The organism is Vibrio sp. 10N.222.47.A9, assembly GCF_963872585.1.
GTDB lineage: Bacteria > Pseudomonadota > Gammaproteobacteria > Enterobacterales > Vibrionaceae > Vibrio > Vibrio splendidus.
In genome coordinates, this window is record NZ_CAWNBB010000019.1 from 33,581 (window position 1) to 46,351 (window position 12,771).

Annotated in this window: 11 protein-coding genes; 5 read left to right on the forward strand and 6 right to left on the reverse strand. The window is 43.2% G+C overall.

Annotated features, from left to right (window positions below):
- Window positions 1-106: 106 nt before the first annotated feature.
- On the forward strand, window positions 107-721 hold the full coding sequence (locus AACT19_RS02980) for a LysE family translocator (RefSeq protein WP_029221972.1): 615 nt from the start codon (window positions 107-109) through the stop codon (window positions 719-721).
- Window positions 722-852: 131 nt separating this feature from the next.
- Here AACT19_RS02980 and AACT19_RS02985 read toward each other — a convergent pair whose 3' ends face one another.
- Together AACT19_RS02985 and AACT19_RS02990 are read right to left on the reverse strand one after the other, a co-directional pair.
- Window positions 853-2,016 carry an alpha/beta hydrolase gene (locus tag AACT19_RS02985; protein ID WP_076645136.1) on the reverse strand — a complete coding sequence of 388 codons (1,164 nt, stop codon included), beginning with the start codon at window positions 2,014-2,016 and terminating at the stop codon, window positions 853-855.
- A 53-nt stretch (window positions 2,017-2,069) separates the two neighbouring features.
- Window positions 2,070-2,300, reverse strand: coding sequence for a hypothetical protein (locus AACT19_RS02990; RefSeq protein ID WP_017061777.1), 231 nt, complete (start codon window positions 2,298-2,300; stop codon window positions 2,070-2,072).
- 273 nt (window positions 2,301-2,573) lie between these two features.
- Here AACT19_RS02990 and hcp point away from each other — a divergent pair, with 273 nt between their 5' ends.
- The gene (gene hcp, locus AACT19_RS02995) at window positions 2,574-4,235 is read left to right on the forward strand and encodes a hydroxylamine reductase (RefSeq protein WP_004730037.1); all 1,662 of its coding nucleotides are present in this window, start codon (window positions 2,574-2,576) and stop codon (window positions 4,233-4,235) included.
- Window positions 4,236-4,354: 119 nt separating this feature from the next.
- Complete coding sequence (locus tag AACT19_RS03000) at window positions 4,355-5,434, forward strand: hybrid-cluster NAD(P)-dependent oxidoreductase (RefSeq protein ID WP_076645138.1); 1,080 nt, start codon at window positions 4,355-4,357, stop codon at window positions 5,432-5,434.
- 281 nt (window positions 5,435-5,715) lie between these two features.
- On the opposite strand, the gene AACT19_RS03005 is transcribed toward AACT19_RS03000, so the two are convergent.
- Window positions 5,716-7,152: a glyceraldehyde-3-phosphate dehydrogenase gene (locus tag AACT19_RS03005; RefSeq protein WP_017064852.1), complete on the reverse strand. Its 1,437-nt coding sequence runs from the start codon at window positions 7,150-7,152 to the stop codon at window positions 5,716-5,718.
- Window positions 7,153-8,133: 981 nt separating this feature from the next.
- On the opposite strand from AACT19_RS03005, the gene AACT19_RS03010 reads away from it, so the two are divergent.
- On the forward strand, window positions 8,134-10,725 hold the full coding sequence (locus tag AACT19_RS03010) for an ATP-binding protein (protein ID WP_076645140.1): 2,592 nt from the start codon (window positions 8,134-8,136) through the stop codon (window positions 10,723-10,725).
- A gap of 32 nt (window positions 10,726-10,757) precedes the next feature.
- On the opposite strand, the gene AACT19_RS03015 is transcribed toward AACT19_RS03010, so the two are convergent.
- The 3 genes from AACT19_RS03015 to AACT19_RS03025 all read right to left on the reverse strand — a co-directional run bounded on the left by AACT19_RS03015 (window position 10,758) and on the right by AACT19_RS03025 (window position 12,341).
- Window positions 10,758-10,994 (reverse strand): hypothetical protein, encoded by a 237-nt coding sequence (locus AACT19_RS03015; RefSeq protein ID WP_004730045.1) that lies wholly within the window; start codon window positions 10,992-10,994, stop codon window positions 10,758-10,760.
- 164 nt (window positions 10,995-11,158) lie between these two features.
- Window positions 11,159-11,785, reverse strand: a complete 627-nt coding sequence (locus AACT19_RS03020) for a D-Ala-D-Ala carboxypeptidase family metallohydrolase (protein WP_076645142.1) — start codon at window positions 11,783-11,785, stop codon at window positions 11,159-11,161.
- 241 nt (window positions 11,786-12,026) lie between these two features.
- A complete protein-coding gene (locus tag AACT19_RS03025; protein WP_004730049.1) occupies window positions 12,027-12,341 on the reverse strand; it encodes a DUF496 family protein in 315 nt (104 codons plus the stop codon).
- Between the two features lie 195 nt (window positions 12,342-12,536).
- Here AACT19_RS03025 and AACT19_RS03030 point away from each other — a divergent pair, with 195 nt between their 5' ends.
- Window positions 12,537-12,737: a hypothetical protein gene (locus AACT19_RS03030; RefSeq protein ID WP_004730052.1), complete on the forward strand. Its 201-nt coding sequence runs from the start codon at window positions 12,537-12,539 to the stop codon at window positions 12,735-12,737.
- Window positions 12,738-12,771: the final 34 nt, after the last annotated feature.

Sequence of the window (12,771 nt, forward strand, 5' to 3'; positions counted from 1 at the left end):
TCTTTGATTTCAAGTAATGCCTTCTGCGAATTATGGTAAGTGCCAAGTATTGAGTATTAAGCGTAGAGCATTCAACTGGAACGCTTTATTTATTAGGAATGGAATGATGACAGTAACAATTTGGTTTTCTTTATTAGCGATTTGCTTGTTGGGTGCAATGTCTCCGGGCCCAAGCTTGGCGATGATTGCAAAACACAGTCTGGCTGGTGGCCGCATGAACGGGCTTATCGCGGCTTGGTCTCACGCCGTAGGCATCGGTATTTATGCGTTCGCAACCATTGTTGGTTTAGCCGTTGTACTTGAGCAATCACCCATGTTGTTCAAAGCCATTAGTTTAGCGGGTGCAGCGTATCTGCTTTATCTCGGCGTGAATGCGTTGCGTTCGAAAGGTGGTGTTGCCGCGAAATTGGAAGCGGGTGAGCAGATGAGTTACATGCAGTCTGCTCGCGAGGCTTTCTTGATCTCTATCTTGAGCCCAAAAATCGCGCTGTTCTTCATCGCTCTGTTTAGTCAATTTGTTGCGTTAGGTAATGAACTGACCAATCAAGTGATTATCGTCTCAACACCGCTACTTGTAGACGGTTTATGGTACACATTTATAACCTTGGTGCTGTCTAGCCCTTTGATTGTTGAACGTATTCGTTCGAAAGCGCAGTTGATTGACCGATTGTCAGGTGTGGTGTTGATTCTGCTTGCTGTGCGTGTGGTGTGGATGATTTAGTCATCACTAGACCTTAAGATCTAAAACGGCTCACAAGAGGTTATCTTGTGAGCCGTTTTTGTTTCTACTTATCTAAACGCTAAACGCTAAACGCTAAACGCTAAACGCTAACAGTTAACCGCTAAAAGAAGTTAGCCTGCTGAATTTAGAACCGAGTCTAATTCTTTCATTGAGTCAGCAAAGTAAGGGTTATAGGTCAAACGTGCATGGTTTTTTCCATCTTCACGATATCCCCATGCTGAGTACCAAACTTCACTTGTCGCGTTGCACTGTTCTTCAAAACCTTCCTCTTGACCATTGGAGCAGATCTTCTCACTACCATTAATGCCGTAATACGGATTGCTTGGCGAGAACAGTAAACCCATGTGAGAACCGTTCGAGATGCGTTGCTCCGGGAGTTTCATGCTGTACTGAACCGCTCGCGGATCATTGAGTGTCGTCTCACCTTGCCAGATCAACACATTGTTTGGGTTGGGCATCGATTCAGTAAATGCTTGTTGAACGTAGCTGGTGTCAATCACGCTGTCGCCTTCACTCATCATAATAAACACTGGTTTATCGAAGTGCTTATCTTGTAAGTCATCACGAACGACTTCTGATGTCTCGTAGTAAACCGAGGCACCGTTCATTGGTAATGAGTTGTAACGCAATACATTGTCTTCAGGATCTTGATCAGCCCAAGTGAAAAAGTAGCTTGCGAGCCCCGCGTATTGAACGGCAGACGAGCTTGGTTGAAACGCAGGAGAGAACAGCAGTAATCCGGAGATCTTAGGATCGTTCATCGCTTGCGAAGTGACGAGATTTGCGCCTGTTGAATAGCCGCCAAGCCACACAGAATCATACTCTTGCTCAAGCAACTTGGTATGGTGAGCTACTACACCTTGCCAATCATCTAAGCTCGGTTGCATTAGGTCACCCACACGACTACCGTGACCCGGAAGCAATACCGTTCTCACTAAGTAACCTTGCTCAGCCAAATGGGTAGCGATGTCTTTAAACGAATAGGGTGAATCACCTAATCCATGGACCAATAACACTGCCTTGCCATTAGGTTCGGTAGGTTTGTATTCAGTCGGGGAGTTCAGCTGAATCTCAAGCTGCTTGTCTTTTGTCATGAACACGCGGTTTATCAGCAACCAATCTTGGGTGTCATTGACGTAGGCATCAAAGCTATCTTGCTGATAGGCCGGCAAGCTTGGAGATGTTTCGTAAGCGGGTATAGTTGTCTCGTTGGAACAACCAACGAGACTTAAAGTCGTTAAGGCGAGCAGCGTTAGAATGGTATTTCTATGCATTTTTTAATGTTGTCTCTGTTGTGCTTTCACTATGTTTGAAACTTAAGTTTAGATTACTTTTTGCTTGAAAGGTCTTCGTATTCACCTTCAATAACACCGGCATCATTGGTTGATGATTGACGTGTGTTCATGTGAGCTGCGAACCCCTGTTTCTTCATTTGATTCTGAATGCGCTTGCCAGTAATTAAAGCTGCAATAGCTAAAGGAATAGCAAGGATCAAGCTAGTGAATAACGCCAATAGGCCAGTAAACAACGCAACAATCGTAACTAATATATTTTTCATATTCATTCCTCTTTTTCTATGTTGTTACTATATCGCTTCTATTCTGAACGAAACATGAACACCACCAAATAATTCTAGAGAGTCACTATGACACAGGTGTGTGTGGATTGAGAGTATATATGTAGTCATAATCACGCACTAAAATAAGGGAATAAAGCCAAGTTCAATAAAATCAATGGGTTAAAAGTTGGCACGGTTGATGCTCTATAGGTTTTGGAATAAGTCACTGTAAGCAAAGTACTTACAGTTAACTAAAATATTACTGGAGCCCTTATGTTCTGTATTCAATGTGAACAAACAATTCAAACCCCAACCGTAAAAGGCTGTTCTTTCGCACAAGGTATGTGTGGTAAAACATCGGAAGTATCCGACCTTCAAGACGTGTTGGTGCATTCTCTTCAAGGTGTTTCTTTCTGGGCCAATTTAGGCCGCGCTTGCGATGTTATTGATACTGAAATTGACGAATGGGCACCAAAAGCGTTCTTCGCAACACTGACTAACGTTAACTTTGACCCTGCTCGTATTATCGAGTTCGCACAACAATCTCACGAGTTTAAGCAGCGTTTAGAGCAACAGGTACGTGCGGCTGCTACGTTGATCGGTTTTGAAATCCCAGCACTTTCGGCTGCTGCGCAATTCGATCTTCCAACCGATTCTTCAGAGCTATTGGCACTTGCCCCTCAAGCTGCGGTAAACCGTGGTCACGACTCTCAACATGAAGATGTGATTGGCCTTCGCCTTCTTTGCCTATACGGCTTAAAAGGTGCGGCAGCCTACATGGAGCATGCGCGTGTTCTTGGTCAAACTGATAATGCTATCTTTGCTGAATACCATGAAATCATGGCTTTCTTAGGTACTGACCCATCTGACTTAAAACAACTGCTAGATACGTCTATGCAGATTGGCTTGATGAACTACAAAGTCATGGAAATGTTGGATAAAGGTGAGACAGATACATTTGGTCACCCTCAACCAACAACCGTGAACGTGAAGACTAAGAAAGGCCACTGTATTCTTGTTTCTGGTCACGACTTGCATGATCTAGAAAAGATCCTTCAACAAACTGAAGGCAAGGGCATCAACGTTTACACTAACGGTGAGATGCTACCTGCACACGGTTACCCTGAACTGAACAAGTACCCACACCTTGCGGGTAACTACGGCAGCGCTTGGCAGAACCAGCAAAAAGAATTCGCTAACTTCCCTGGTGCCATCGTAATGACATCTAACTGCCTGCTTAACCCTGATGTAGGCTCATACGCTGATCGTCTATTTACGCGTAGCATCGTAGGCTGGCCTGGTGTTGATCACCTTGAAGGCGACGATTTCAGCGCAGTAATCGACTGTGCTCTTGCGCAAGAAGGCTTCAAACACGACGAGATCGAGCAAATGATCACTGTCGGTTTTGGTCGTAACGCACTGATGGAAGCGGCTCCGGCGGTTATCGAGCAAGTAAAAGAAGGCAACATCAAACACTTCTTCCTAGTCGGTGGTTGTGACGGTGACAAATCTGAACGTAGCTACTACACAGATTTCACAGCTCAAGCGCCAGAAGATTCAGTAATCCTGACACTTGCATGTGGTAAATTCCGTTTCAACAAAAACCAATTCGGTGACATTAACGGTATCCCACGTCTGTTAGATGTTGGCCAATGTAACGATGCTTACTCTGCGATTCAGCTTGCTATCGCACTGTCTCAAGAGTTTGATTGTGGTATCAACGAACTTCCGTTAACGCTGGTTCTATCTTGGTTCGAGCAAAAAGCGATCGTTATCCTGCTTACCCTGTTCGCTCTTGGTGTGAAAGGTATTTACACGGGCCCAACAGCGCCAGCTTTCCTAACAGAAAACCTATTAAAGATTATGCAAGACGAGTTCGATATGCGTTCTATCTCAACGCCAGAGCAAGATCTTAAAACAATCTTAGCGGCTTAATTTAAGCCAACTCTAAGCCCCGTTGTTGTGACGTTTTTCTAAAACAGACAACGGCGGGGCTTTTTCGATTTAAATCTTTAGTCATTTAATCATCTAGTCATTAGCAAGGTACACGAACTATGTATGCATGGTCGGATAGCGATTCAATCAATTTAGTGTGTTTAAAGAAATGGCACGAGACGCCAGATACGGTCAGCTTTGAGCTTGGCAGCGTTCCACAAGACTTACATTTCAACTTTAAGCCAGGGCAATTTATTACTCTGGGTTTGGATATGCCGGCGAAAACGGATTACCGTGCTTATTCTGTAGCGTCTTGTCCTGAAGATAACCGCCTGAAGCTGACGGTAAAGCGTGTGGAAGGTGGTTTGGTTTCGAACTTTATTGTTGATGAACTTGATGAAGGTGATGAGGTTTCTGTATTGAAGCCTGCTGGTGCGTTTAACTGTATTGATTGCATGCCAACGACGACAAAAAAAGTAACGTTAGTGAGTGCGGGTTGCGGTATCACTCCTGTGATGGCGATGGCAAAGTATTGGTTGGCTCAAGGCAGTGATATTGAAATCGATTTTGTTCACATGGCACGTAATCGACGCGAGACCATCTACTTTGAAGAGCTTAACCAACTTGATGAGACACACGCTAACTTTAACCTTAAGTTGCTTCTGAAAGACAGTGAAGGAACAACTGCTCCCCAAGGTCGTCTAGACAAGAACTGGTTGGTAACACTCAGCCCAGACATCTTAAACAGAACCGTATACTTGTGTGGGCCGGTTAGCTTTATGCAAGACATAGAGAACTACCTGAAAGAACTTGAGTTCAACATGGATAACTTCTATCAAGAAAGTTTTACTCCCGCGACTCAAAGTAATAATTCACTAGCCAATAGCAATACTGCTTCAGAAGAATTACAAGCAGAAGCGTCTGCAGATTCAAATAGTGCCGTTAAGGTGTTTGTTCCTGCATTTGGCGCAGAAGTAGAAGCGGAGGCGGGTACACCACTCGCTGATTCATTAGAGAAAGCAGGCGTTCCAATTATCATCGCTTGTCGTAGTGGGATTTGTGGTTCGTGTAAGTGTAAAGTAACCAAAGGTTCGGTGGAATCAAGCAGCCAAGAGACATTGACACCGGAACAGATTGAGCAAGGTTATGTACTCGCGTGTTCGAGTGCGATTCAGTCAGATGTTGAGATTGAGTTGTAACAGACGTGAAGTGAAGCTTTCCAAGAGTGACGAGGATAAAGTTCTTGTCATAGCGATAATAGTTAGCTTTCTAGATGTAAAAAGGCCACTTAGATCAGATAGAGAGAGCAGATCTAAGTGGCAACCTTCCTGTTTATACGGGGGAGTAAAACAAGAAGGGTTGCAAAGCCCATTACAGACCTCGCAGATATAATTATTATGTTGTGGAGCTGGTTATCTAAAACTGTTTATAGAATCTAAGGAAGTAATAGAATCTAAGCAATTTACAGGCTCTAAGCAGTTTATACTTCAGGGTAAGTCTTGTAGCGCACACCCATCATTTGTTCCATACAGTGAACAACCTGACAGCTGTAGCCAAACTCGTTGTCGTACCAAATATACAGAACAGCACGGTTGTCTTGTGCGATAGTCGCAACACCGTCAACCACGCCTGGGTGGCGAGAGCCAACCAAGTCCGTCGATACAATCTCAGTCGAGTCTGTGTAATCAATTTGTGCAGATAGAGAAGAAGACAGCGCCATTTCACGCAGGTACTCGTTCAATTCTTCTTTGCTTGTGCCTTTCTCAAGGTTTAGGTTTGCTACTGCCATTGAAACATTTGGCGTAGGTACGCGAATCGCATTACCTGTTAGCTTACCTTCCATTTCTGGCATCGCTTTTGATACCGCTTTAGCAGCACCAGTCGATGTCAGAACCATGTTCAATGATGCAGCACGACCACGACGGTCGCCTGAGTGGAAGTTATCGATTAGGTTTTGGTCATTGGTAAATGAGTGAACCGTTTCAATGTGACCAGAAAGTACGCCGAATTTGTCGTGAACCGCTTTCAATACTGGCGTGATTGCGTTTGTCGTACAGCTTGCAGCAGAGATGATTGTGTCTTCTGGTTGAATGACATTCTCGTTCACACCAAATACGACGTTCTTAATGTCGCCTTTGCCTGGCGCAGTCAGTAGTACTTTCTTCGCACCGTTACACGCAACGTGTTGGCTTAGGCCTTCAGCGTCACGCCATACACCTGTGTTATCAACCACAAGTGCATTTTCAATACCGTAAGTCGTGTAATCCACTTCTTCTGGCTTGTTTGCGTAGATAACTTGAATGAAGTTGCCGTTTACGATGATTGCTTTACGTTCTTGGTCAACTACGATGCTACCGTTGAACTGGCCGTGAACAGAGTCACGACGAAGTAGGCTAGCACGTTTTTCTAGGTCGCCGTCTTTGCCACCACGTACAACGATTGCACGTAAACGAAGTGGGTAACCTGGGCCACTTTTCTCGATCAATAGACGAGTTAGCAGTCGGCCAATACGACCAAAACCGTACAATACAACGTCACGAGGTTCTGTCATTGCATCGCCTTGAAGCGATTCTACAAGTGCAGTTTGTAGAAAATCATCCAACCCGTGAGTGTCTTCGCGATCTTGCCAGAATGCGTGGGCAAGGCGACCAACATCGATACGACATGGAGACAAGTCCATAGAGAGAAGGTGTTGAATGATTGGTTGAGTCTGTTCTGCTGTAAGAGGAGAACCAGTGTAACGTTTTGCGATACGGTGAGCTTTGATGATGTCGATAGTTGTCGCGTTAACCAGGGTCTTACCGAAGAGGATAACTTCTACGCCTTTTTGACGGTATAACTGACCTAAAGTTGGAGCGATGGATTCAGCAATAGTTTGACTAGTTTGCCAGTCTAGGAGGTGCTTTTCGGGACTCATCTTTACTCGGGACCTTTCACGTTAAGTTTCTGCATTCATGGCGGTTGTAGGGAAGCCAATCAGCATAGGGGATTTGAGGCATCAGGCTATGGTCTATATTGCCACTTAAATGTGCTTGATATGCCTTGTGTGCAACTTGTAATTTTTATGTGGCAGGATTGTAAGGTACGACGGGTTATTCTGCTAGGAAAAATAAATGCAGACAAATTATCTGTAAGTTGGCCTTATATTAGCCATAAATCAAGTTTTTAGTGTCGATAAAGACTATTGACTTTAACAATCTGTAGCACTTATTTTTCACCAAAAAATACTCAAATCAAAATATTATATGTAATAAAAGTCATAGTGATCATTAAAGGTGTGATCGTTAGCTCAAGTTACACGTAAACAGTAAACGACAAATAAGGTGATCAATGCGTTTTCTTGTTCGACCTTTGAATACGCCGAATTCGAGTGCGAAAAGTGCATGACGCAAACGATTGGATCTCACAAATTTCACTTAACTTCGGTGTTTGTTGGCTTATAGAGTCATTACTCCCAACCTTGTGGAGCCGAGAAGCATGGCCGTTTGCTTATTATGCGAGTGATAATAACTGGATAAAGCTTGCTTCGTTAAATTTCACTTGTTCATACCTCGTTTGTATACAGCTCTCTCATCTATACTCCTCCTGTTTAAACATCGTGTGTCTAGAGCGCACTTGTTTAAAGCGCACTTGTTTAAAGCATATTTGTTTTAACTCTATCTGTTTAAGTAACAGCCCCCCTTTAAAGCCTAAACATGGAGGTAAGTTGATCATAATTTACCGTTCTGGGCTCAGAGTATCGTTTGTTCATATCCAATTTGATCAATAAGTCCTGTTAATGTCCTATTCTTAACTTGGGCTAGGTAAAATTACTTTCGGGAAGGGAGTCGTTATAAAAATGATAAACATGTCAATTAGATGGCGTCTTATATTTCTTTCCACGGTTTCTGTATTCATCATGTTTGGTTTTACAGTCAATGAAGTGCTCAAGAACGATAAGAAGATGAATCACCTTGAAACAACTCGTATTAAGGTTGAAGCGCTTCAATCTTTTAATACCGTTTCCAGCGATGCTTATCGATGGTTGGTTCTGTCTAATGACTCTCCAGAGAAAGAGCTACTGCTTTTAAAGCTGCAAGCTGATTTAGCTAGACTCGCTCAGTACGAGAAACAGCTTCGACAGTTCGACAGCAATTGGACTGTTGAACCACAGTTGGTTGAGCTTAAGAGTGTGTTAGCGAAACTTGCTCGCGTAACCTCCAGTATGAACAGCGACGCAACACAGATTACTGACAACAACACGCAACTGACAGAGCAGGCCTTCGATTTGCTAAAAGGCGTGTTAATGGAGCTATCTGAGTATCGCATTAACATCGTGGACGAAAAGATCAGTCAAGCTGACGCGATGTTTATTAATCTTACTCACTACGTGTTTTGGAATCAGCGAGAAGCGTGGTTGAGCTACCGCTTGTATCGTTCTCCAGAGCTGATAGATCAATATTTATTGAGTTATGTTGGTGCTTTAGAAAGGCAGCAGCAGTTATTAGATACGTTTTTCCGTTTTGGAAGCCGTTCGCCTGAAATTAGAAAGCTGTTAAGTACGTTTTCTAAAGATGAATTTCAAAACCGTTTTACAGCTCGAATCCTCAAAGGTGACTTCTCGTCGCCTGAAATATATGAACATGTGGAAGGTTTAGAACGAAAGAAGCTAGCGATTTCAAAGGCAGTGGGTGCTTACACGAAGCAATTACAGTTTGATCTGACCAAAAATATAGCGCTGCAAAAAAGGCAAACCTTGGTTATGACATTGCTTATTCTTGTCGTTTCAGGTGTGTTGTTGTGGCTTGGTGTAGCGACATCTCTTCGCTTAAATCGAAACCTATCTATTATTTTGAAAGGGGTGTCTGAATGCGCCGATAGCTACGGCAAGCCCAAGGTCATTCATATTCAAGGCAACGATGAACTTGCCGAGTTCACTGAAACTCTGAATCGAGTGATGGAGCGCAACTATCAACATAACAAAGAGTTAGTAGAAGCAAAGGAAGATGCAATTTCGGCTAACAAGGCCAAGAGCGCATTTTTAGCCAATATGTCCCATGAGATACGTACACCACTCAACGGGATTATTGGGATGGCTGAGATCTTATCTCAAAGCCAACTGAGCGCGAATCAACAAGAAGTGTTAGGAGACATCGAATCGTCTTCTCACTCATTACTGGTTCTGCTTAATGACATTCTTGACCTGTCCAAAATCGAGTCGGGCAACTTAATGCTATCACCACACAATGCTGATCTGAGAGAGGCGGTTTACGACTCAGTAAGTGTGATTTTATCCAAAGCGATAAGTAAAGATATCGAACTCGACATCAATATCGATTCCCAAACTCCACCGCAGCTGTTTTTCGATGAGTACCGTGTGAGACAAGTACTAACCAATTTGCTGTCTAACGCCATCAAGTTTACGGCAAAGGGCACGATTACGACGGACATTGCATACACACCTATGTCTTTGGGTAGAGGCAAGCTGGAATGCAGTGTGTCTGATACTGGAATTGGGATTGAGCCAGAGAAGCTAGAGTCCATATTTGAACCTTTCACTCAAGAAGATGGCAGCATTATTCGCCAATTCGGTGGGACAGGGTTAGGCCTTGCGATTTGTCGACAGCTTGTTGATTTGATGGGTGGTTACATTACCGCGCGTTCAGTGAAAGGAGAGGGCTCAACGTTCACTTTTTGTTTGTATGTCGACACTGTCGAAACTCATGTTCAAACCTTCGACAACCTAAGCCGTGCGACTATTATCTCGAATTCTTTCAATTACCTCGATCAACTGGTCAAAGAGTGTGAACGCTTAAATGTTCGACCTAATGTTGTGTCATCCATTTCGGATCTTGATGAAAACCTGAAAGAAAGTGACTTCATACTTTATTGTCATACGCTGCATCACTCCATGGATAAAGATCTTGCGACGCTGAAGGCGTTATACCCTTTGGCTCGCGTTATCGTGTGTCAGCATCATCTCTTTAAAACCAATCTAATCACAGAAACGGTGCACTCAACTCATACATTGCCATTCTTGGGTCGACGATTCTTAAACAGCTTACAATCGCTCGATATCGGTGAAGAACAAGCGCCGGCGGTGGAAGCAAAAGATGAAGAGGTTCGTTCTCTGAATCGACGTATTCTGATTGTTGAAGACAACCTGATGAATCAGAAGATAGCGAGCTTCTTCCTTGAGCAAGCGGGTTATGAATATTTGATTGCCAGTAATGGCCAAGAAGCGGTGGATGTCATCACTCAAGGCGCTCAGTTTGATGCCATCTTAATGGACTGCATGATGCCTGTTATGGATGGTATAACGGCGACTCGTGCGATTCGGCAGTGGGAGACTGACCAACAAGCTGCGCCATTACCCATCATTGCTTTAACCGCTAGTGTGCTGGAAGAAGACATCAAGGATTGCTTTGAAGCGGGCATGAATGCCTACTTGCCGAAACCTTATAAATCCCACCAACTGTATGACCTTTTCAGTAGCCTTGATATTGTCTAACTGGCTCATTATCAAGGCTAGCACTGTACGATTTAGCGAACTTCTAACCCAAGGTTGTATTGCGCAAGGCAGCGGCCGACATAACTAATCTTTAGTAATGCAGCCACTAAGATCGTGCTGATGTGTGCGACAATTTGAATTGGCAGTGAGAAGTGATCGGCCATAGGATAAGCAACAATAATACTGAGTAGCATAAGCAAGGCGGTGGTTGCTAAACTGAAGTTTGAAACAGAAAGTAGCGTTTGAAAGCGTTGAGTCATCGTCTTCATATTGAATTCCTAATTGCTATTAATAATTATGATACTCGTTATCAATAGCAATTAGCGTTCCAGTTTTATTTTAATCATTAAATCAATTGGTTAAAGTGTCCTATTAATTGTATGAGTCATAATGACATTAACGGTTATCGTGTCTTTGTGACTCCATTGGGTGATTACCACTGTCTGAATCCGCAAGTATCGATGTGGAATCGAACACCAGAATACAACCCCAGCCCAACGTTATTTTTTTGCCCAAATTCAGCATGAACCTTTTTAAGTTTCACGTGTAGATCTTCGCGAGTAATATCATTCGCAGGCACTAAGTCTAAGGCGCAGAATTCCAAGTGTTTACTTCGCAGTGCGCCGCCAGCTTGTTGATTGTAGATATTGGTTCGCTCTCCGGACACAGGGATAACAACGCCAATTTCAGGCTCAATATATTGTTGTATGTACTTAAGGGTATTGATCATGTTTGGCACATGTTTCTTATTGGGAAGGGTGAACAGGGTCGTATTACTCATTGCCCAATCCGTGCCTTGCAACAAGACTAAATGCAGAGGCATGCTCTGAGTGATGCCGTTGTCCTTGAGTTGTTGACCGATCGCTTTGACTTGACCTTGGGCGTGGTTAAGGAGCATCCAACCTCGAAATGCTGATCGGGTCGGAACCTTGTAGCCATGAACATCGACCACGAGATCGTCATAAGTGATTTCGGTTTCTTCGGTATAAAGTTTCTCAAATTTTTCAGGGTAAGGTTGTGTCGTTGATAACGCCAAGGTAATCAGAATACTTCCGTACATAAAGTATCTCCATCGCTAGTGTACACTCGTTATTTAGTTTGATACTGCTGTTGAGTTTCATTCATTTTTGCTTAGGTACGCTTAAGTCTAGACGGTTAGGTTTAGATGCTTAGGTTTAGATGCTTAGGTTTAGATGCTTAGGTCTAGATGCTTAAGTATAGACGCTGGAGTTTAGGTACAAAAAAACCCACTACTAAGAGTGGGTTACTAACATTGTTACAAGTAAATTAGCGAGGTTAGATTACTTCTTACCTTGAGTTTGCTTGTCTTCTTCTGTTAGTTCACGAATGCGGCGGCTGATGTCGCGACGAGCTTTAGAGATCTCTGCACTCTTGATGATGTGATCATCAACGCGGTCTTCGTAGTCAGCTTTCATGTTTTTGATAATGCCTAAGATCTCGTCGTGAGTCATCTCTGGCTTGATGTAATCAAGTAGGTTATCAAGAAGGTCGACACGCTTGCGGTTGTCGCGAACTTTCTTTTCGTTGTCTAAAAGTTCACGCTTAAGTTTGTTCTTACGTCGTGCTTGGTTAACAATTTCAAATACGCTGCTCATAGATTCCTTTTCCTAATCGTCAAATACGTTGTCTGGTTCTGATTAAAGCACATCAGTTAGTGTTGTAACAGTCTTTAGATCAAAGCAAAAGTAAGGTTGTATAATTATTCGGCACTCTCGCTAAAGTGCGATTGTTTTTATCTAACTGTTCAAGTTAGTATCCAGTATAGACACGGCATTGATACGAAATGTGAAATGAATCAACAACAACTGGAAACAGAAGATTTGGGCGACGATGTCACTGAACCTTCGGCAGAGCAAAACAAGCTTCGTGATGCGTATGTACAAGAACGTACTTATTTGGAAGTCGTGGAAATAGAGCTAAATCGTTCTAAGATCATAATGATTGATGAACAAGGCAGAAAGAAACGAGTACCGATTTTGTCTGAGCATTAGCCATTACTGGCTGCATTGTTAAATGTTGAGATGG